Here is a 20,485-nt window from a genome sequence, read left to right as displayed (position 1 = left end):
CCCGGCGCAATGCTGGTTATTGGTCTCGCTTCTGCGGTCCGGCCTTTTGGCCGCCCCTCAGCGGCTTACTCGACCGCGAAGACATAGAGCACGTTGGCCGCAGGGCGACCGGCGAGCTCGGGGTAGCCGAAGGTGATCAGCGCGCTGCCGCCCGAGGCGATGGCAACGAATTCCTTGCCATTGGCTTCGAAGGCGATCGGCGGAGCGGTGAACGAACCGCCCAGGTTGATCGACCACTTCTGCTCCAGCGTCTTCGAATCATAGGCGCCGAAGGTGCCGTCGAGTTCGCCCGTCCAGACCAGGTCGGGAGTGGAGAGGACACCGGCATAGTTCGGGTACGGACGGTCGAGCTTGGCGATCTGCTTGCCGGTCGAGACGTCGAAGGCGAAGATCGAGCCCGTCTGCGCGCCGGCACCAGCCTGCGAACCACCCGAGAACGACGTGCCCTCGGTCGGGGTGTCTTCCTTGTTGGTCAGCGTCGAGCAGCCCTCGATGCCGGCGCCGTAGGCAACGGCGGAGGTCGGATCGAAAGCCGGCGGCCAGAAGTTCATGCCGCCCTGGATGTTCGGGCAGGTGTCAACGGTGGCGCCACCGCGGCGGAGCGCACCGGCCGCGTATTCCTGCAGCGACTTCGACGCATCATACTCAACCGGCTTGCCGGTCTTGGGATCGATGCCCTTGGTCCAGTTCAGCTGGTTCACATAGGGGTTGGCCGCGATGAACGAGCCGTTGGTCCGGTCGAGCGTGTAGAACAGCCCGTTGCGGCCGAAATGCGCCAGGACCTTGCGGTCTTCGCCGTCGACCTTGGTGTCGACGAGCAGCTGGGAGCCGACTTCGTCATAGTCCATGTAGTCGCCCGGGGTGTACTGGAAGTACCACTTGAGCTCGCCGGTATCGGCGTCGAGGGCAACCGAGGAGTTGGTGTAGAGGTTGTCGCCCGGACGGTATTCGGGGTCGAACATCGGCACCGGGTTACCCGTGCCCCAGTAGGTCACGTTGGTCGCCGGGTCGTACGAACCCGTCACCCAGGTCGCGCCGCCACCGGTCTTCCAGCAGTCGGGATTGCCGGCTTCTTCGCACTTCCAGGTTTCCGAGCCGGGCTGACCGGGCTCGGGAATGGTGTTGAAGCGCCACTTCTCCTCGCCGGTCTTGGCGTCGAGCGCCGCGACCCAGCCGCGGGTGGCCCAGTCGCCGTAGGATTGCCCGACCAGCACCATGTCCTTGACCACGAGCGGAGCGTTGGTGAAGCCCTCGCCCGGCTCGGTGCCGATCTGCTGATCCCACACCACATCGCCGGTCTCGTCGTCGAACGCCATGACGCGGCCGTCGTTGAGCGCGGTGATCACGAGGTTGTCGACGAGCGCCAGGCCGCGCGAGGCGAGCAGGATCCCGCGGCTCGGGTCCTTGTCGATACCGGTGTCGCCGATCCAGGCGATCTTGCCGGTCTTGCCGTCGGTCGCGTCGATCTTGTAGGGCGTGCCCCACGGATCGGAGATGTAGAGGAAGCCGTCTTTGGCGAGCGGCGTACCCTCCATCGAGCCCACGCCGAAGCCGGCCGGCTCGGTGCCGCCGAGCGGAATAGCGAAGGCGAGCTTGAGGCCCGAAACATTCGCCGCGGTGATCTGGTCGAGCGGCGAATGGCGGCTCGCGGAATAGTCGCGATGCACCATCAGCCAGTTGCCGGCTTCACTCTCGCTGCCTGCGGCAGCAAGTCGCTCTGCCGTCACGTCAGCCGCGAGCGCGAGCCCCGGCAGCGCCAGCATGCTGCCCGCCAACATGGCGGACATCAGGTGTTTGAGGCGCATGGCATTCCCCCCTTCGTTCGGTCTTATGGGTTGCTACTGGCGCCACATAAGACCGATGCGAGGGGAAGTTTGCCTATTTCAACTATTGGAATTTCTGCTGTCCGCCGGCCCCGACCAGAACCGGAGCGGCTGGCTCACGCTCGCTGCGCGGCTTTTCCGACAGCGGCAGTTCGAGCACGCTCTCACGCGGCACGTTCTGGCTGTATTCGTTGCGGCAGAAGTCGGTGAGCTTCCTGAAGATGTTCGCATAGCCCGGCAGCGTCATCAGGTGCTTGGGCATGGCGAGGACGATCGAGCGGTCCATCCCACCCAGCGTATAGACACGGATGCGGTTGCGGACCGAACCGGGCAGGCTTGGCAGCAGCGAGAACGGCACATGTGCAGTCGCGAGGCCTTCGGCGACGATATCGGCTGCCGCTACATAGGTCATGGCCGTGAAGGTCGGAGTCGCGAACGGCAGGCTGGAGCGATACCAGGCATCCGATAGCGGCCGCATCGGCACATTGGCGCTTATCTCGACATAGCGGTTGAAGGCCGGCGGCAGCGTTGCCGACTTCACGCCCTTGCTCAGGGCCTTCTCGAGCATGCCATCAGGCACCTCGGCCGGCACGATGAGCGCCATCGGATCGCGGAACAGCATCGCGGTCGAGAAACTGGAGCGATCCTCGCTCAGCGCGTCGTCGTTGACGATCACGCAGTTCAGCTGATGCAGCCGCAACTGCTCGACCAGCTCGCTGCTGGTCAAGGCATAGGTCACCTCGAACTTGGCAAAGCCCTGCTCCTCGCTGGCGATGCGGGCCGCCGCCGACAGGAACCGGCCGCGCAGCGTTGGGCTGAGCCCGATCCTGAGGAACACCCGGTTGTCGACATAGCGCTTCTCGTGCTCGTCGATCGCCTGGTCGAACTTGCGCAGCACCTCGTCGGAGAACTTGAACCAGTACTCGCCCGAGGGCGTCAGGCTGACCGAGCCGGTGCGGTTGCGGTTGATCAGCTGCGTGCCGAGCCGCTCCTCGAGCTTGGCCAGCTGCTGGCTGATCGAGGGTTGGCTCAAACCCACGCGCCGCGACGCTTTCGTGATCGACCCTGCAATCACGACGGCGCGGAAAATCTGCATCTGCTTGAGGGTGATATCCATTATTGGCCCGGTTTTGTGCCCTTATGGCACCACAATAGGTCACATTCGATAAGCCAATAGAATGTCGCAGCGATCACGTTCGTTCGCCTATCGGCACATAGTCGTAGACGGGCAAACAAAAACGGCCCCATCGCGAGAGGGGGCCGTTCGACGTCAATTGGATGGGTCAGCTTACTGCGCCGGAGCCGCGGCAGGATCGGCCGGCGCGGTCGAGAAAGTCTCGAGATAGGCGACGAGATTGTCGATGTCGGTGACTTCCTTGAGGCCGGGGAAGCTCATCTTGGTGCCCTTGATGAAATCCTTGGGCTTCGTAAGGAAGTGGTGCAGCGTTTCCGAGCTCCACACCACGCCGCCGGCGCCGGCATCGATCATCGCCTGCGAGTACTTGAAGTCGGCATGCGTGCCGGCAACGCGGCCGATGAGGTTGTTCAGCTCGGGGCCGACCTTGTTCTTGGCGCCCTCGCCCACCGCGTGGCAGGACTGGCACTTTTTGAACACCTTTTCGCCCGCCGCGGCATCGCCCTGGGCGAAAGCGGGGGCCGCCATGAGCGCGGTCAGCGCGAGACCGAGGGCCAGACCAGGGACGACGACTTTCATGCTTCTCAACTCCGGTTCGCCGCCATTCCGGCGGCGGGGCGCTTACACGCGCAGCTTCGATCGGTGCGCCACTGGGCACACTCTCCCATTGGGCCTAATGGCACGGCCCGGCGCCGGTTATCCCAATATTGCGCATCAGTGCGCCTGCCGCCGGATGCGCCGGATCCCGAGAAATACTAGCAGCACGACGAGCGGCGCCGACACCGCCAGCATCTCGCCCTTCGAAAACGGCAGCATCTCGTGCAAACCCTCGAACAGATAACCGAGGATGCCGAGCGCATAGTACGAGATCGCGATGATCGACAGCCCTTCGACCGTGAGCTGCAGCCGGTACTGGCTGCGGCCGGTCTGCGAGATCGCGTCGAGCACCGAGCGGTTCTGCGTCTGGATGGAGAGGGTGATCCGCGCATCGAGCAGCACGATGCCGCGCTGCACCTTCTCGGTCAGCGCCACCAGCCGCTTCTCGGTCGCCTTGAGCGTCGCCAGTGCCGGCTGCGCCCGGTTGTTGATGAAGCGCTCGATGGTGGTGAATTCCCCGATGGCCTTTTCCCGCAGCCGCGACAGCCGCTCGGCCAGCACGTCGCCATAGGCCTGCGAGGCGGCGAAGCGGAAGCTCGTCTCCTCGACCGTGCGGCTGATCTCGATCGACAGCCGATGCAGCGCCTCGAGCGCCGAATGATGCGCGTCGACCGTATCGTTCTCGCCGGCCTGCAGCATGATGGTAGCCAGCTGGCGCTCGTAGTTCGACACCCGGCCGCCCATTTCGCGGGCCAGTGGCAGCCCGATCAGCGCCATCATGCGATAGGTCTCGATCTCGAGCAGCCGGCGCGCGATGACGCCGATCCTGAGCTCGCCACTCCGCCCCGCCGCGACCTCGAACCGGGTGTAGCCGTCCTTGTCGCGATGGAAATCGGTCGCCGCCTCGGCCCCGCCCTCGAAGATCTGGGAGTAGCAGAGGCTGAGCGGATTGAACCCGTCGAGCGCCTTTTCGGCGATCGTCTCGGTCGGCATCACGTCGACGCGTGTCGCGAAGGCGAGCAGCAGCTTGTCGTGCAGTTCGAGCCCGATGCCTTCGGGCCGATCGTTCCATTCGTCCACCGGCCCGCTCCAGGACATGGTCGCGAACTCGTTGTGCAGCTCCCACGTGACCTGCCGGCCGTCATGCTCGAAATCGAGCTGGCGTGCCCATGACGGCCCTTCCGGAACTGCTCCCGCGACGAGCGCCATCTTCTCGTGCAGGTCGCGCAGGTCGGCGCCACCGTCGGCGCTCATGAAGCCCAACCGCCTGATGCGGATCGGCGGCGTCATCGGCAGCACCGGCCGCGCATGCGTCTCCGCATCGATCAGCCGCCGATAGGGATGTTCCTGCCACGCCACTTGTCTGCTCCGGGGGAGAGGATCGGCCAGAAGATCGTCTCGCACCCATAGCCTGAACGGTGCCGCACGCCGCCGCAATCGTCACTTTGTCGCGCCAGTACGGCCCCCGTTTGGCATTTCCAATGCGATGCATAGGAAAGGGCGATTGCCCCGACATGCTAGCGGTTGCCCTCGGGGTGTCCTCGCCATGGCGGAGCACCGGAGGACGGAGTGTTGCCTTGGACGACGTGAAGGCCGCGGTCATCGGACCGCCGACGGAGATCCGCGACTATGCGCCGGTGCTGCGCTGGCTGATCGTCATGGTGCTGGTAGCCCTCGCGATGTTCACGCTGTGGCAGATGGGCCTCCTCGTCACAGTGCTGCAGTCCGATCACACCCGCATCTCGCTGATCATCTTCGCACTCTTCATCCTGACCTCGCTGCATGCGCTGTTTCAGTCCGTCGACATCAGCCGAGAGCTGATCGCCGCGCGCAAAGCCCGCGCAGTGATCGAAGCCGAAAGCGCCACCGGCTTCCGCCTCCTCGGCGACAAGGTGCTGACTGGCGCCGGCGCCCTGCTCGAGCCGGGCATCCTCACCAGCCATGCCGCCAACCTGATCAGGAAATCCGACCTCGGCCCCCAGGGCCGGCTCGACCAGACGCTTCTGCTCCGCAATGTGGCCGACAAGCTGCGGCACCGCGAAAAACTCGGTCTCTTCGTCTCCGAGGGCCTCCTGCGCCTCGCGCTGCTCGGCACCGCCATCGGCTTCATCCTGATGCTGATCCCGATTGCCGGCCTCTCCTCCTTCGACGCCGATACCCTGCGCGGGGCGCTGGCCGGCATGACCGGAGGCATGGCCGTGGCGCTCAATGTCACCGTCTCCGGCATTGCCGCGGCACTGGTGCTGAAGTTCGAATATTTCCAGCTCGACGAGGCGATCGGCGAGCTCTTCTCATCCATCGCCGAGGTCAGCGAGATCCACCTCGTGCCGGCCATCGAAGCGGACCGCCATGGACGGGCCTAGTCTCTTCGCCGGCTCCGACAGCGACGACGGCACCTTCGTTCCGTTCACCGATATCCTCTTCAACGCGCTGCTCGGCTTCGCGATGATGGTGTTCATCGCCTTCGCGCTGATCCGCCCCGACGCCAGGTCCGGCATCATCGACACCAATGCCGAGTTCATCGTCACCACGAGCTGGCCGGACAACAACGACGACGACATCGATACCTATGTGCAGGACCCCAGCGGCAACGTCGTCTGGTACCACTCGATGCAGAAGGGCTTCGTCACCCTCGATCGCGACGACCGCGGCAACTATCTCGACGAGATCACCGTCAACGGCGTCACCCACCATGTCGCGCTGAACCAAGAGACGGTGAGCGTGCGCGGCATCGTGCCGGGCGAGTACATCGTCAACATCTACCACTACACCAACCCCTCGGCCGCCGCCGTGCCGGTGACGGTGAAGGTCGAAAAGATCAACCCCAAGGTCTCCGTGGTCTACTACGACACCCTCGTCCTCGATCATAAGGGCGACGAGAAGACCGTGATCCGCTTCACCGTCAGCGAGGATGGCAGCGTCAGCGACATCAACACCGTGCCGGTGTCGCTGATCCAGGCCGTGCGCAAGGGCTGAGCGATGCAGACCCTCGTCATCACCGGCTCGATCGCCCTCTTCCTCCTCGTCGCGCTGCTGCTCTTGAACCTTAACCTCTTCTCGCTGTGGAAGTGGTGGATCAAGGCGCTCGCCATCGTCGTCACCCTCGGCGCGGTGGTCGTCCTCTACTTCACCATGACCGGCGTCATCGGCTGGGCCTCGACCGACAAGATGCCGGCCCGGTTCAGCCTCCTCGCCACCCGCATCGTCGAGCCCGACAAGCTCAAGGGCCTTCCCGGCCACATCTACCTCTGGGTCGAGGAAGTCGACGACCAGCAGATCACCATCTCCCCGCCCCGCGCCTTCGAGGTCGCCTACGCGATCGAGACGGCGAGCGATGTCGCCACCGCCCAGCAGCAGCTCGAAGGCGGCGGCAAGGTGCTCGGCCAGTACGAGGCGACGAGCGCCGAACAGGCGACCAGGGACATGAATCCGCAGGAAAGGGGCGCCAACGCCGTCATCATGCAGGGCAGCACCACCGACAAATCGGGCCAGGGCGGCGAAGGCTTCGAGAGCATCGGCGACCCCGGCAGCCTCACCTTCTCCGAAATGCCCCCGGTCCCGCTGCCCGACAAGGGCGTCGTCCAAGTGGGGCAGTAGCCCGCCCCTAAGCCTTCCCCAACGCTTCAACGGCGTAGGTCAGCGCATTCTCGACGGCCCGGATTTCCACCACCACCGGCGCCACCAGCGGATCGGATTCCCACGCAGAGAACCCGCGCGCCTTGGCAAAGGCCGTCATCTCCTCGGCCCGCTTGCCGACGATCTCCGCCGCCGAGCGCGCTTCACTCAAGGCATCGGCCCGCACCGAACTGGGAGTCTGCGGATTATTGGCTAGCGACTGCAACCGCTTGGCGTTGACTCGCCACTGCCGCGCGAATTCCTCCGCCCGCTTCACGCGGAACGAGATCACCGTATCGCTCAGTTGTGCCTCTCCCATCCCGCCACCATTGATTCGCGCCGCACCGGAGTCAATTTGGCCCGTTCATTTTGATGGCTATGCGGCAGTGAGATGGCGAGTGCGCGATATCTCGCGCCGCCGCTTCACTACTCCAGCGGCTTCAGATCCCCGAGCAAGGTCGGCACCAGCTCGCTCACCGTGGGATGCACATGCATCGTGCCGATGATCGTATCGACCGTCGTTCCCGCCTTCATGGCCTGCAGCAGCGACTGCATCACCTCGTCGCCCTCGATGCCGAGCAGGGCCACGCCGAGAATCTCCCGCGTTTCGGCATCGGCGAACACCTTCATGAAGCCGAGATTCTCCGCCCGCTCGTTGGCCCGGCTCACCCGTGTCATCGGTCGGGTCGCGACCAGCGCCTTCCGCCCCGAAGCCCGCACGTCCGCCTCGCACATTCCCGCCCGCCCGAGCGGCGGGTCGATATACATGGCGTAGGCCGGCACGCGCTCGCTGACCTTGCGGTCGGCCCCGTCGAGCAGGTTCTGCGACACGATCTCGAAGTCGTTGTAGGAGGTGTGCGTGAAGGCCCCGCGCCCGTTCACGTCACCAAGCGCATAGATGTGCGGTACGTTGGTCCTCAGCTTGTCGTCGACCGCGATATAGCCGTCGCCGTCGAGGGCAATCCCCGCCTTTTCGAGGCTGAGATCCTCGACATTGGGTACCCGCCCGACGGCAAGCAGCAGGTGGCTGCCGACAACCTCCCCGCCCTCATGGCGCACCGCGATATCGTCACCCCGCTGCTCTGCCGACATTTCGCCCGCCCCGGTGACGACGGTGATGCCTTCACCCGTGAGGATCTGCTGGATCGTCTCGCGCACGTCGTCATCCTCGCGCGACGCCAGCTTTCCGCGCGCCAGCACCGTCACTTCGGCGCCGAAGCGGCGGAACATCTGTGCGAACTCGAGCGCGATGTAGGAGCCGCCGACAATGATCAGGTGCCGCGGCAACGTGTCGAGTTCGAGCACCGTGGTATTGGTGAGATAGGGTACGCCCTGCGCCCAGTCCGGCACCACCGCCCGCGCCCCGGTATTGAGGAATATCTGCGCGCCCTCGAGTTCCACCCCGTTGACCTCGACCGTATGCGGCCCGTTGAAAACAGCCGAACCGCGGATCACCGTCAGGTTCTCGGTGCTCTCCATCCAGTTGTCGAGCCCTTCGCGCGAAGCGAGCACGACCTTGTCCTTGCGCGCCTTCACCGCCGCCATGTCGACCCCGACCGGCCCGGTCGAAACGCCGAAATCCGCCGCGCGGCGCGCGAGGTAGGCGACCCGCGCGCTCGCCACCAGGGTCTTGGTCGGCTGGCACCCGTCATTGACGCAGGTGCCGCCCATGAAGCGCCGCTCGATCAGCGCCGTGCGCTGCCCCGCGCCGGCCAGCCGCGCCGCAAGAAACGGCCCCGCCTGCCCGCCTCCGATGACGATGGCGTCGTATGTTCGGCTCATGGGCTGGCTCCGCATTTTCGCGCGCGCAGCTTAAGCGGTGGACCGCCCGCGCTCCAGCCCCCGTCGGACGTGCTGTGCCCCGGGTTGGTTCATGGCTCATCTGCGGCCGCCCCCCTTCGCGGCAGCAGGCGGCTTTGCTAGTCTCTCCATGTCTGCAAGAGGGTGGTGCGCCATCCCGGCGCCCACGGCCATCGAGGGAAACGACGATGCCCGCAAAGTCTGTGCCCAACAAGTCCAAGCCCGCCGACTCCGGGTCAACTGCTGCACTGGTCAGCGAAGACGCCATCCGCCAGCGCGCTTATTTCCTGTGGGAGGCCGACGGCCGCCCCGACGGCGCCCATGATCACTACTGGGCCCGCGCTCACGCCGAAGCGACAGAGGCGTTCGTCGCGGCGACCAGCAACGGCGTCGCCAAGGCCACCAAGGGCAAGACGGCCAATAGCGCCCCAGCAACGGTGAAAGCCACCAAAGCGACGAAGGAAAAGGTGAAGGCCAAGGCAGTGAAGGCTGCCGAGCCCAAGCCGGTCAAGAAGGCGACAAAGCCCCGCGCCGCGGTGCCGGTGGCGAAGAAGGCCAAATAGAGCCCGCCAGGGCTCGGTGTTAGCCTACCCACCAGCTGTCATCGGACCGTGGGCCGACCTTGGGATGCCCTTACGCGTCGAGCTTGGAACTCGCGCCCGACACCACGGCGTGCAAGTCGATCAACCCGACCATGCGGTTGTCATGGGTGACGATGCCGTTGAGCAGCTCGGTATCGATCGAGTTGCCTTCCGGCACGTTGTGGATGTCTTCCTTGGACACCGTGAGAATGTCGCTCACTGCATCGACGAGGATGCCAACCCACTTCTCGCCCACACTCATCACGACGACGACATGGTTCTTGGTCGGGGAGGTCTGGCCTTCGCCGAAGCGGGCGCGCAGGTCGAAGATCGGCACGATCGTGCCGCGGAGGTTGATCACGCCACGCACGAACTCGCGCGTGTTCGGCAGCGGCGTCGCCCCGTTCCAGGCGCGGATTTCGCGCACCGTGGTGATCTCGACGCCATAGGTCTGCTCGCCGATCGAGAAGGCGATAAGCTGCAGGCTGTTGGCCGCCTGCACTGCCCCGCCGATGTCGTCTCTGAATGCCAGCGATTCCATGCCGTTCTGCCTTTTCTGCCGGCCTCCTGGCCGGCTGTTGATATCCAGCGCGCCTTAGGCCGCGCTCTTATGAGTCAAAACCTGAGCTTTCAGCCCCTGCACGTCGACGATCAGCGCCACATTGCCGTCGCCGAGGATTGTGCCGCCGGCGATGCCTTCGATCGACTGGAAGTTCTCTTCCAGCGATTTGATCACCACCTGCTGCTGGCCGATGATGTCGTCGACGATCAGCGCCACCTTCACCCCGCCCTCAGCCTCGCAGAGGACGACGAAGCGGTTATCGCGCTCGACATCGGTGGTGGCCGAGAAGCGCGTCGCAAGGTCGACGACCTGCACATATTCGCCGCGCACCTGCAGCACCTGCCCGCCGGTCGGCATGCGCGAGAAATTGGCCCGCGCGCACTGGATGGTTTCGACGATCGAGGACAGCGGGATGACGTAGGGGCTGCCCGCCACCTTCACCAGCATCACGTCGAGCACGGCGAGCGTCAGCGGCAGGCGCAGCGTCATGCGCGTGCCCTTGCCGGTCCAGCTCTTCACATGCACCGAGCCGCCGATCTTCTTGATGTTACTGAGGACCACGTCCATCCCGACGCCGCGGCCCGATATGTCCGAAACCTCGGCGGCCGTTGAAAAGCCCGGCGCGAAGATCAGCTGGTCGATCTGCTCGTCGCTGAGTGTCTGGTCCGGCCCGACCACGCCGCGGTCGCGCGCCACCTGCAGCACGCGCTCGCGGTTGATGCCGCCGCCGTCGTCCTCGACCGCGATCAGGATATTGCCGCCCGCCTGCTCGGCCGACAGCCGGATCGCGCCGCTTTCCGATTTGCCCGCCGCCAGGCGCTTCTCCGGGCTTTCGATGCCGTGGTCGGCCGAGTTGCGGATCATGTGGGTCAGCGGGTCGGAAAGCTGCTCGATGATCGTCTTGTCGATCTCGGTATTCTCGCCGATCGTCTCGAGCCGAATCTTCTTGCCGGTCTTGGACGCCAGCTCGCGCACGAGGCGCGGCATGCGGCTGAACACGGTCTTCACCGGCTGGGCCCGGATCGACATCACCGAATCCTGGAGGCCGCGCGTCGTCTGCGCCAGCACCTCGAGGCCGCGCACCAGTTCCTGGTAGCGGGCGCGCAGCGTCTCATCCATCTGCTGGGTGAGCATCGACTGGGTGATGACCAGTTCACCAACCATGTTGACCACGCGGTCGATCTTGTCCAGATCGACGCGGATCGACTGCACGCCGTTGCGCCGGTCTTCCTGGCCCGAGCGGCGATCATTGTCGCCCTCGAAATCCTGCGTCTCAGCATTAGCCTGCTTGAGCGGGGTCGGCATCACCGGCGGCGCTGCCTTGAGCGCCGGCTTCATGCTCTCGGCGAGGTCCGCAAAGCTCAGCACCGGCGCTTCATCGGCAACCACCGCCAGCTCCGGTTTGATCTCGCCGAGGAGATCGGCAAGGCTCGGCGCCTCGGTTTCCATCGCCACATCGAGCAGCTCCTCGGCTTCCGCGGCCATGCCGCGCTCGATGGTGAGGTCGCAATTGCCCTCGACGAACTCGAACACTTCGGCGATGGCGCTCTCGGTCGCCGTCGCCGATATCAGCGTGATCTCCCACGAGCCATAGACGCCGAACGGCTCGAAATCGGCGAGCGCCGGGATTTCGTCGATGATCGCCTTGACCCGGGTCTCGCCCAGCGTACCGAGCTCGCGCAGGAGCAGCAGCGGATCGTTGGCCCGCGCGTAAAGCTCGGAATGCGGTGTAAAGCGGATCGTCCACTGGCCGGCTTCCGGCATCAGCGGCGGCGCCTCGAAGCTGTCGTCGATCACCGCCAGGTCGAGCGGCTCGACGAGCGGGTCGTCCTCGGCCCCGGCAATGGTCACCATGACCGGCACGAAGTCGATGTCGAACTCTTCCAGCGGCTCGCCGGCCATGTCCGGATCGCCCGAGGTCAGCGTGTCGAACTGGTGCTTTTCCTCGGCGCCGTAACCCGCCTCGAGTTCCTGGCCGTCTTTCGCCGCTGCGACGAAGTCGGCGACGATATCGTTGGCCCGGATGCAGAGGGCCGCGACCGGTTCGGAGAGCTCGACGCGTCCGTCGCGCACGTGGTCGAGCAGCGTCTCGTAGGCATGGGCGAACGCCACCAGCGCGCTGAACCCGAAGGCCCCGCCGCCGCCCTTGATCGAGTGGATGGCGCGGAAAACCGCATTGAGCCTGTCGCTGGAGCGATCGCCTTCCTCGATGGCGGCAAACTGCTCCTCGAGCTCAAGCAGCAGCTCGGAGCATTCGTCGAAATAAGTCGCCTTGAAGTCGTCGAGGTCACTCAAAGTCTAGAACCCTTCTGGGTCTGGTCGATGGCGGTTCTGCCGGAACCGGAAAACTCAGTGGACGACGCGGTGAATGACCGAGATCAGTTTTTCCGGGTCGAACGGTTTGACGATCCAGCCGGTACCGCCCGCCGCGCGGCCCTGGTCGCGCTTGTCCTGGCTGGTCTCGGTGGTGAGGATGAGGATGGGCAGCGAGTTGTGCATGCCCGAGGCGCGGACGTTCTTGATGAACTCGATCCCGTCCATCACCGGCATGTTGATATCGGTGATCACCACGTCGACGCTCTCGTTCTTGAGCACGTCGAGCCCCTTCTGCCCGTCCTCGGCCTGCAGCACCTCGAACCCGGCATTGCTGAGGGTGTGGTGCAGCATCGCGAGGATGGTGCGGGAATCGTCAACCGTCAGTACGCGCATGATTATCCTTCCAAAATACCGGCAAACTGGCTTCCGAGCCCCAGCCGCGACACCGCGGCGAGGAACGCCTCGCTCGGCTCGGAAACCGTGAAAGCATGAGTGTTGCGCCGCGCCGTTTCCGCCGCGCTCAGCACCATGAACAGCGCATTGGTCGCAACGCGCTCGACGCCGGCGGCCTTGACCGTCACGCCGCCCGAATCGATGGCATCGACCAGCACGTCGCGGATCGGATCGAGCGCGTCGAGATCGATGATCGCCGGCAAGGCGATGGCTTTGCTGCGTAGCTGGGCCATATGACTGGCTGCCCCCAACGGACTGGTCCCGGCCTGAGCATCGGATGGAACGGTTTAGGAAGTGCTAAAATGCACCAGTTTCGGACCAGTCAGGCGGCTGCGATCACCGCGGCGAGGCCGGCATGGTCGACCCCCGCAAGACTGTTGGGCCGCCATTCCGGCTTGTGATCCTTGTCGATCAGCACCGCCCGCACGCCCTCGGCGAAATCGGGTTGCCGCGACAAGTGGCGCGCCAACCCGAGATCGATTGCCAGCACCGCGCCGATATCGGTCTTCCGGCGCGCCGCATGCTGGCTCGCCGCGATCGCCGCAAGGCTGGTCGGCGAGCGCAGCGCCAGCTGCGCGAACTGCGGATCGGCCCCGGCACCGCGCACGATCTCTACTGGATCGCTCCAATCGAGCCCTAGATGCCGATCGGCCGCCGCGCACAGCACCGGCTCGCCCGCCGGCGCCATTTCCGCCTGCATCAATGCGCCCAGCGCCGCTTCGACGCGCGGCGTCCCGGCGGCAGCGGCGATGCCGGCCCGTACCGCCTCGATTCGCTGCGGATCGATCGGGCAATCGGTGAGCCCCAGCGCCAGTGCATCGCCCACCCCGACCGGCAGGCCCGACATGGCGAAAGCCAGTGCGCGATGCACGGGCGCCTTGCCGAGGATGTAGTTTACGCCGACGTCGCAGACGAAGCCGATTGCCGCCTCGGGCATGGCAAAGCGCGCCTCGCTCGTCGCAAACCGGAACGTGCAGTGCCCGGCAATGCCGATGCCGCCGCCCATCACCACACCATGCGCAAGGGCGATCGTTGGCTTGGGATAGCGGGCAATCAGGCCGTTCATCGCGTATTCGGCGGCAAAGAAAGCGTCGCCGATCTCGGGCTGCCCAGCGACCACGGCCTGCCGCACCGCCCGCACGTCGCCGCCCGAGCAGAAGCCGCGCGGACCGCGTCCCTCGAACAGCACGGCGCCGATGTCGTCGTCGTCGCGCCACTGCTCCAGCGCCCGCGTCACCCCGTCGATCATCTCGAGGCTCAGCGCGTTGATCGCCTCGGGCCGGTTGAGCGCGATGATCCCAAGATTGCCCTCGCGAATCACATCGAGCTGGCCGGTCATCTCTCAGGTTCCCATGTTGCTATCCCGGTGGTAGAGCACCGCGCATGAAGGCCATCAACCCCCCGACCCCGCTCACCAATGTGCACCTGACCGGCATCGCCCGCGACCTCAAGGCGCGCGCCGACAGCGGCAGGCCGATCCGCATCGGCGTCATCGGTTCGGGCGAGATGGGCACCGATCTCGTCACCCAAGGCGGGTTGATGCACGGCATCGAAGTCGCCGCCATCGCCACGCGCCGCCCGCACACCGCCCGCGCCGCCATGGCCATCGCCTATGGCGACGACAGCCACGCGGTCGAAGCCGATACGCAGAGCAAGGTCACCGCCGCAATCGAGGCCGGCAAGATGGCCGTCACCTCGGCCGAAACGCTGGTGAAAAACCCGCTCATCGACGTGGTGATCGACGCCACCGGCAAGCCCGGCGTCGCGGCGGATTACTGTCTGACGGCTATGGAACACGGCAAGCATCTCGTCATGATGAATGTCGAGGCCGACGTCACCATCGGCCCCTATCTGAAGCAGCAAGCCGACCGCCTCGGCGTCATCTACTCGGTCGGCGCCGGCGACGAGCCGTCGAGCTGCATGGAACTGATCGAGTTCGCGTCCGCGCTTGGCTATCGCATTGTCTCCGCCGGCAAGGGCAAGAACAACCCGCTCAATCACGACGCGGTTCCCGACGACTATCGCGAGGAAGCGCACCGCCGGAACATGAACCCGCGCATGCTCGTCGAGTTCGTCGATGGGTCAAAGACCATGGTCGAGATGGCCTGCATCGCCAATGCGACCGGCCTCGTGCCCGATGTCCCCGGCATGCACGGCCCCGCTGCCGACCGCGACCAGATGGCGAAGGTGCTGATCCCCAGGGCCGATGGCGGCATCCTCAACAAGAAGGGCGTCGTCGACTACACCATCGGCAAGGGCGTCGCGCCCGGCGTCTTCGTCATCGTCGAGGCCGAGCACCCGCGCATCATCGAGCGCATGGACGACCTCCACGTCGGCAAGGGCCCCTACTACGCCTTCTTCCGCCCCTACCACCTGACCTCGCTCGAGGTGCCGCTGACCGCTGCCCGCATCATGCTCTACGGCAAGGCCGACATGGTGCCGCTGCCCAACCCGGTCGCCGAAGTCTGCGCCGTGGCGAAGCGCGACCTCGCGGTCGGCGAAACCTTCGATGCCATCGGCGAAACCTGCTACCGCAGCTTCATCCTCACGGTCGAGGATGCCCGCCGCCAGGCCGCCGTCCCGGTCGGCCTCCTCGAAGGCGGCAAGGTCACCGCCCCGGTGAAAAAGGGCGAACTCCTCACCCGCACCAACGCCACCCCCGACCAGACGACGCGGCTCTACGCCCTGCGCCAGTTGCAGGACCAGATGCTCGCGGTTACGGCTTAGGCAAGCCTCAACTCCCCCGCAGCGCGATCTTCCCCGCCCGGCCCGCGACATTGCTCGCTTCCGCCGCCTCGGCCGCCTGGTCAAGCGGAAACACCTCGGCAATCGGCAGCTTCAGCTCGCCCCTCGCCGCCTTCCCCACGAACTCGATCAGCGCCCCGCGAATCTGTTCGGGCGTATGGAAGGTCGACGGCTTCGCCGCCCAGAACCCCTTCACCACCGCCCGCTTGAACAGCAGGTTGTCGGCATTGATCTGCACCGGCCGACCGCTCAACGCGCCGAACGAAATCAGCCAGCCTTCCTCGGCCACGAGGTCCATCAATTCGTCCGACGCACGACCAGCGACCGAATCCAGCGCCCGCTTGATCGGCGCCCCGCCGGTGATCGCCCGCGCCCGGTCCTGCCAGTCCGCATGCTCGCTCGACACGGCATCGCCGATGCCCTCGGCCGCCAGCTCCGCCACCGCCGCCTCGCGCCGCACGATGTTCAGCACCCTTACACCGCGCTCGGCCGCGAGCTTGGCAATGACCTTGCCCACCGCGCCATTAGCCGCGTTCTGGGCGATCCAGTCCCCCGCCTCGACCTGCAGTTCACCGAGCAGCCGCCAGGCGCTCAGCGGCATCGACACCAGCTGGCACGCCGTTGCGTCGTCGACGCTGTCCGGTACCGGCACCAGCGCCGCGGCATTGCCGAGATAGTATTCCGCCCATGTCGCGCTGCCGCCACCGGTTACGCGGTGGCCGACCTTGAGATTAGTGACGCCTTCACCCAGCCTGTCGACGACGCCCAGTGCCTCGGTGCCCGGCACATGCGGCAGCGGCGGCTTAAAGCCGTAGTGCCCGGTGACAATCATCAGGTCGTGGTTATGGATCGGCGACAGCACCAGCTTGATCCGCACCTGCCCCGCACCGGGCTCGGGCAGCGGCCGCTCCTCCACCCGCAACACCTTGCGCGGGCTGCCGAATGCATCAAACACCACGGACTTCATCACTGACGCTCCATCAAATTCCGGCCGGACTTGTATCCGCCATTACGGCGAAACGCTGACCAATCGAGGCCGCTAGTCCAGCGTCTGCCGGTAGCGCAGCATAGCGACCCCCGAGATCACCAAGAGGATCGCGCCCAGTGCCCAGAGCTCCCCGGTCACATCGGCGACCTCGCCGCCCTTCAGCATCACCTTGCGTACGACACGCAAGAAGTGCGTCGCCGGCACGCCCTGCCCGATGAACTGGGCCCAGCCCGGCATGCCGGCGAACGGGAACATGAAGCCCGAGAGGAGGATCGAGGGCAGGATAGTAAAAAAGCTCAGCTGCATCGCCTGCATCTGGCTCTTGGCCGCGGTCGAGATCAGGAAGCCGAGCGCCAGGTTGACGAGGATGTAGAGGTTAAAGCCGAAGAAGAACGCCCAGATGCTGCCCTCGAACGGCACCCCGAACACCAGCGCCGCGGCGATCAGGAACACCACCGTCTGCACATAGCCGACGAACACATAGGGCAGGATCTTCCCCAGCATCACCTCGAGCGGCTTCACCGGCGTCGCGATCAGCATCTCCATCGTGCCGCGCTCGGTCTCCTTGACGATGGCAATGGCGGTGATCATCACCATGGTCATGGAGAGGATGATGGCGAGCAGCCCTGGCACGATATTGGTCGAGGTCTTGCCCTCGGGGTTGTACTCTCGGTGCACCACCATCGAGAACGGCGCCGGGCTCTGGGCCTGCGCCAACGGCCCGGTCAGCGTCTCGGCGATCGCGACATTGACGATACCCGATAGCGCCGCCACCGCCCCGCCGGTCGCAGACGGATCGGACGCATCGGCGGCAACGAGGATTTCCGGCCGGTTGCCGCGCACCACGTCGCGTTCAAAATCCTCGGGGATGACGACCACGAAATTCGCCTCGCCCCGCCGCAGCGCCTCCTCGCCCTCGCCGATGCCGGAGACGGCGCCCTTGAAGGCGAAATAGGTCGAGTTCTGCATGCCCGAGATCACCGCCCGGGTCAGCGGCCCGTTGTCGTTGACCTCGACCAGGGTCGGCAGATTGCGCGGATCGGAATTGATGGCAAACCCGAACAGGAACAGCTGGATGATCGGCAGCCCGATCATCATGCCGAAGGTGATGCGGTCGCGCCGCATCTGGATGAACTCCTTGACCAGCACCGCCGCGAACCGGCTGAGCGAGAACACCCCGCTCATGCCGCCGCCTTCCCGGGCGTGCCGACATCGCCGCTGTCACCGGCAAAGTTGTCGCGCGCGCCGGCCATCAGGTAGATGAAGGCTTCCTCGAGCCCGGCCGTCTGCAACCGCCAGGAATGTGTGCCTTCGGCCTCGAGCCGCTTCACCGTCGCTTCGAGTGCCGCCTTGTCCGTCCCCGACAGATGCAGCACCGTGCCGAACCTCGCCACCTGCTCGACCCCCGGCTCATCCTTGAGCAGCGCTTCCAGCGCCGGCAGGCCGGGCCCTTCGACCCGCCAGGTCTCGAGTCCCACCATCTCCGGAATTTTGGCCGATGGCCCGTCGATCAGCTTCTTGCCGTAGGCAATGTAGGTGATGAAATCGCACTGCACGGCCTCGTCCATGTAGTGGGTCGAGACCAGCACGGTGACACCCTCTGCCGAGAGCCGCCGGATCTCGTCCCAGAAGTCGCGCCGCGCCTTGGGATCGACACCCGCCGTCGGCTCGTCGAGCAGCAGGAGCTTGGGCTCATGCAGGAGGCACGCAGCGAGCGCCAGCCGCTGCTTCCAGCCGCCCGAGAGCGAGCCGGCGAGCTGCGTCTGCCGGTCGGCGAGCCCGAGCTGCACCAGCGCCTCGTCGACCCGTTGCTTCCGCCGGTCGAGCCGGTACATCCGGGCGACGAAATCGAGATTTTCGCGGATCGAGAGGTCCTCGTAATACGAGAACTTCTGCGTCATGTAGCCGACCTGCTCCTTGATGTGCTCGGCGTCCTTGCGCACATCGAACCCCAGGCACGTCCCCTCGCCTTCATCGGCGGTGAGCAGCCCGCAGAGCATCCGGATGGTCGTCGTCTTGCCCGAGCCGTTGGGCCCGAGAAAGCCGTAGATCGCCCCCTTCGGCACCTGGATGTCAAAATGGTCGACGACGCGCTTGGGGCCAAAACTCTTGGTCAGCCCGCGCACGTCGATGACGAGCTCGGCGCTCACTTGAGCCGCTCCACGGTCACCGGCTGGCCCGGCGGCAGGCTGGCGCCTTCGAGGGTCGCCTCGACGAGAAAGCTCAGCCGCTGCCGCTCATCGCGCGAATAGATCACCGGCGGCGTGAACTGCGGGTCGGAGGCCATGTAGCTCAGCCGCGCAATCAGCCCATCCGGACACCCGTCGCAGCTGACCGCCACAGTCTCGCCCAGCGTGAATTCCGCCCGCGCCGTCTCCGGCAGGTAGAACTTCACCTTCAATGCCCCCTCGGGCAGGATCGAAATAACCGGCGACCCCGCCGCGACGACCTCGCCCGGATCGTAATAGACCCGCTCGACGCGGCCCGCCGCCGGCGCCGTGACGGTGCGATCCGCAAGTGCCCAGTTCGCCGCCTCGGCATCGGCCTGCGCCGCGGCAAGGTTCGCCTCAGCCTGCTGCTGCTGCGCATCGCGCGCCGGCAGTTCGCTCACCTTGAGCTGGGCCGAAAGCTGCTTCACCTGCGCCTCGGCGCTGGCGAGGGTGGCGCGGTCCTGATCGTACTTGCTCTGCGCGATCAACCCCTCGGCAAAGAGCTTGCCGCTCCGCGCCGAGGTCTCCCGCGCGAGGCTGAGGTCGGCTTCCGCCTTCTGCAGGCTCGCCCGTACCACATCGAGCTCGTCCTCGCGCCCGCCGGTGGTAAGATTGGCCAGCGCCGCCTCCGCCGCCGCCACCCGCGCCTCGGCCGCCTGCAATGCCGAAATCTGCTGGTCCTGCTTCAGCCGGAACAACAGGTCGCCATCGAGCACCACGTCGCCTTCCGCCACCGAGATCGTCTCGATTGGTCCGCCCGTAGCCGGCGCGGCATAGACGTAGCGCGCCTCGACATAGCCGTTGAAGCGCGGCGGCTCGGTCGCGCCGAACCCGGGGATGACGATGGCGATGAGGCCGGTAAGCCAGGCAAAGAACGCGTCCACTTGGTCTCTCCTAGCTCGCCGACCAGGTCTTGGCGCTCGGTGGCGCGCTGAGCCCGTCGAAGAGGATGGTCAGGTGATTGTCGACCAGCTTGTCCATATGCAGCCCGCCCTCGGGCGTGATGCCGAAGATTTCGGCCATGGCGAAATGCAGCATCACCGGACCCATGATCGAGCGGACAGTGAGGCTGGGATCTACCTGCCGCAGATAGCCCTGTTCGACACCCTTCCGGATCAACCCCTCGATGGCCGGAAGCACCCGGTCCAGCACTTCCGCCCGGTACATCTTTGCGAGGTCCGGAAAGCTCATCGCCTCGCGGAAGATCAGCTTGGGCGTCGCGATGATCTTGGGGTCGGCAATCCGTCCCGCCAGCATCCTCAGCACCATGCTCAGGACGATGCGCGGATCGCCCTCGTAGTCGCGAATGGCGGCGAGGGCCGAATCGGCGATCGGCAGGATCGCCCGACGCACCAGACCCTCGAGTAAAGCTTCCTTCGACGGGAAGTAGAGATAAACCGTGCCCTTCGAAAGCCCCGCACGCTTGGCGATGTCATCGACCCGCGTCGCGGCGAAGCCCTTCTCGATGAACAGCTCCAGCGCCGCATCCAGCACCTCGTCCGGCCGGGCCTCCGCCCGCCGCCGGAATTTCGGCCCGCGCTCTTTCGCGATCTCGCTCATCTCTCGCCAACCTAACTGACTGAATGGTCAGTAACCTAATAACTGACTGGTCAGTCATTTGCAAGAGCGTAATGAGACCTTCGGCCTAGTAGGGGTCCTC

The 20,485-nt window shown here is 65.6% G+C and carries 21 protein-coding genes; 5 read left to right on the top strand and 16 right to left on the bottom strand.

What is annotated here, in order from left to right; translation table 11 throughout:
• Positions 1-65: 65 nt before the first annotated feature.
• From ACOYW5_RS15770 to ACOYW5_RS15755, 4 genes are all read right to left on the bottom strand, one after another.
• Entirely contained in the window at positions 66-1,805 is a 1,740-nt protein-coding gene (locus ACOYW5_RS15770) for a pyrroloquinoline quinone-dependent dehydrogenase (RefSeq protein ID WP_423065842.1), read from the bottom strand.
• 82 nt (positions 1,806-1,887) lie between these two features.
• The gene (locus ACOYW5_RS15765) at positions 1,888-2,940 is read right to left on the bottom strand and encodes a LysR family transcriptional regulator (protein WP_423065841.1); all 1,053 of its coding nucleotides are present in this window, start codon (positions 2,938-2,940) and stop codon (positions 1,888-1,890) included.
• A 171-nt stretch (positions 2,941-3,111) separates the two neighbouring features.
• Complete coding sequence (locus tag ACOYW5_RS15760) at positions 3,112-3,537, bottom strand: c-type cytochrome (RefSeq protein WP_423065840.1); 426 nt, start codon at positions 3,535-3,537, stop codon at positions 3,112-3,114.
• Between the two features lie 135 nt (positions 3,538-3,672).
• Positions 3,673-4,914: a DUF3422 family protein gene (locus ACOYW5_RS15755; protein ID WP_423065839.1), complete on the bottom strand. Its 1,242-nt coding sequence runs from the start codon at positions 4,912-4,914 to the stop codon at positions 3,673-3,675.
• Positions 4,915-5,132: 218 nt separating this feature from the next.
• Between ACOYW5_RS15755 and ACOYW5_RS15750 the strand changes: the two genes are divergently transcribed.
• The 3 genes from ACOYW5_RS15750 to ACOYW5_RS15740 are packed head-to-tail and all read left to right on the top strand — an operon-like array spanning position 5,133 to position 7,152.
• Positions 5,133-5,918, top strand: a complete 786-nt coding sequence (locus ACOYW5_RS15750; RefSeq protein ID WP_423065838.1) for a hypothetical protein — start codon at positions 5,133-5,135, stop codon at positions 5,916-5,918.
• Positions 5,905-6,531: a hypothetical protein gene (locus tag ACOYW5_RS15745; protein WP_423065837.1), complete on the top strand. Its 627-nt coding sequence runs from the start codon at positions 5,905-5,907 to the stop codon at positions 6,529-6,531. The genes ACOYW5_RS15750 and ACOYW5_RS15745 overlap by 14 nt, the downstream gene beginning before the upstream one ends.
• Before the next feature lie 3 nt (positions 6,532-6,534).
• Positions 6,535-7,152, top strand: a complete 618-nt coding sequence (locus ACOYW5_RS15740) for a hypothetical protein (protein WP_423065836.1) — start codon at positions 6,535-6,537, stop codon at positions 7,150-7,152.
• Positions 7,153-7,159: 7 nt separating this feature from the next.
• Here ACOYW5_RS15740 and ACOYW5_RS15735 read toward each other — a convergent pair whose 3' ends face one another.
• Positions 7,160-7,462 carry a hypothetical protein gene (locus tag ACOYW5_RS15735; RefSeq protein WP_423065835.1) on the bottom strand — a complete coding sequence of 101 codons (303 nt, stop codon included), beginning with the start codon at positions 7,460-7,462 and terminating at the stop codon, positions 7,160-7,162.
• 134 nt (positions 7,463-7,596) lie between these two features.
• Entirely contained in the window at positions 7,597-8,952 is a 1,356-nt protein-coding gene (locus ACOYW5_RS15730) for an FAD-containing oxidoreductase (RefSeq protein WP_423065834.1), read from the bottom strand.
• 206 nt (positions 8,953-9,158) lie between these two features.
• On the opposite strand from ACOYW5_RS15730, the gene ACOYW5_RS15725 reads away from it, so the two are divergent.
• On the top strand, positions 9,159-9,533 hold the full coding sequence (locus ACOYW5_RS15725) for a DUF2934 domain-containing protein (protein ID WP_423065833.1): 375 nt from the start codon (positions 9,159-9,161) through the stop codon (positions 9,531-9,533).
• 70 nt (positions 9,534-9,603) lie between these two features.
• On the opposite strand, the gene ACOYW5_RS15720 is transcribed toward ACOYW5_RS15725, so the two are convergent.
• From ACOYW5_RS15720 to ACOYW5_RS15700, 5 genes are all read right to left on the bottom strand, one after another.
• On the bottom strand, positions 9,604-10,092 hold the full coding sequence (locus ACOYW5_RS15720) for a chemotaxis protein CheW (protein ID WP_423065832.1): 489 nt from the start codon (positions 10,090-10,092) through the stop codon (positions 9,604-9,606).
• Between the two features lie 54 nt (positions 10,093-10,146).
• Positions 10,147-12,408 carry a chemotaxis protein CheA gene (locus ACOYW5_RS15715; RefSeq protein WP_423065831.1) on the bottom strand — a complete coding sequence of 754 codons (2,262 nt, stop codon included), beginning with the start codon at positions 12,406-12,408 and terminating at the stop codon, positions 10,147-10,149.
• 54 nt (positions 12,409-12,462) lie between these two features.
• Positions 12,463-12,822: a response regulator gene (locus tag ACOYW5_RS15710; protein WP_055874686.1), complete on the bottom strand. Its 360-nt coding sequence runs from the start codon at positions 12,820-12,822 to the stop codon at positions 12,463-12,465.
• Between the two features lie 2 nt (positions 12,823-12,824).
• Positions 12,825-13,085 carry an STAS domain-containing protein gene (locus tag ACOYW5_RS15705; protein WP_423065830.1) on the bottom strand — a complete coding sequence of 87 codons (261 nt, stop codon included), beginning with the start codon at positions 13,083-13,085 and terminating at the stop codon, positions 12,825-12,827.
• Between the two features lie 119 nt (positions 13,086-13,204).
• Entirely contained in the window at positions 13,205-14,221 is a 1,017-nt protein-coding gene (locus ACOYW5_RS15700) for an enoyl-CoA hydratase/isomerase family protein (protein ID WP_423065829.1), read from the bottom strand.
• A gap of 44 nt (positions 14,222-14,265) precedes the next feature.
• On the opposite strand from ACOYW5_RS15700, the gene ACOYW5_RS15695 reads away from it, so the two are divergent.
• Positions 14,266-15,609 (top strand): NAD(P)H-dependent oxidoreductase, encoded by a 1,344-nt coding sequence (locus ACOYW5_RS15695; protein ID WP_423065828.1) that lies wholly within the window; start codon positions 14,266-14,268, stop codon positions 15,607-15,609.
• Between the two features lie 7 nt (positions 15,610-15,616).
• On the opposite strand, the gene ACOYW5_RS15690 is transcribed toward ACOYW5_RS15695, so the two are convergent.
• The 5 genes from ACOYW5_RS15690 to ACOYW5_RS15670 all read right to left on the bottom strand — a co-directional run bounded on the left by ACOYW5_RS15690 (position 15,617) and on the right by ACOYW5_RS15670 (position 20,385).
• Positions 15,617-16,594 (bottom strand): zinc-binding dehydrogenase, encoded by a 978-nt coding sequence (locus ACOYW5_RS15690; RefSeq protein ID WP_423065827.1) that lies wholly within the window; start codon positions 16,592-16,594, stop codon positions 15,617-15,619.
• Between the two features lie 72 nt (positions 16,595-16,666).
• Complete coding sequence (locus tag ACOYW5_RS15685; protein WP_423065826.1) at positions 16,667-17,800, bottom strand: ABC transporter permease; 1,134 nt, start codon at positions 17,798-17,800, stop codon at positions 16,667-16,669.
• Positions 17,797-18,765 (bottom strand): ABC transporter ATP-binding protein, encoded by a 969-nt coding sequence (locus ACOYW5_RS15680; RefSeq protein ID WP_423065825.1) that lies wholly within the window; start codon positions 18,763-18,765, stop codon positions 17,797-17,799. The genes ACOYW5_RS15685 and ACOYW5_RS15680 overlap by 4 nt, the downstream gene beginning before the upstream one ends.
• Positions 18,762-19,709, bottom strand: coding sequence for an HlyD family secretion protein (locus tag ACOYW5_RS15675; protein ID WP_423065824.1), 948 nt, complete (start codon positions 19,707-19,709; stop codon positions 18,762-18,764). Before ACOYW5_RS15675 ends, ACOYW5_RS15680 begins: the two co-directional genes overlap by 4 nt.
• Positions 19,710-19,719: 10 nt before the next feature.
• Positions 19,720-20,385: a TetR/AcrR family transcriptional regulator gene (locus ACOYW5_RS15670; protein WP_423065823.1), complete on the bottom strand. Its 666-nt coding sequence runs from the start codon at positions 20,383-20,385 to the stop codon at positions 19,720-19,722.
• Positions 20,386-20,485: the final 100 nt, after the last annotated feature.

This window comes from Devosia sp. CN2-171 (assembly GCF_049354815.1).
In the GTDB taxonomy this organism is placed as follows: Bacteria; Pseudomonadota; Alphaproteobacteria; order Rhizobiales; family Devosiaceae; genus Devosia_A.
This window is presented reverse-complemented; position numbering and strand designations above follow the sequence as displayed.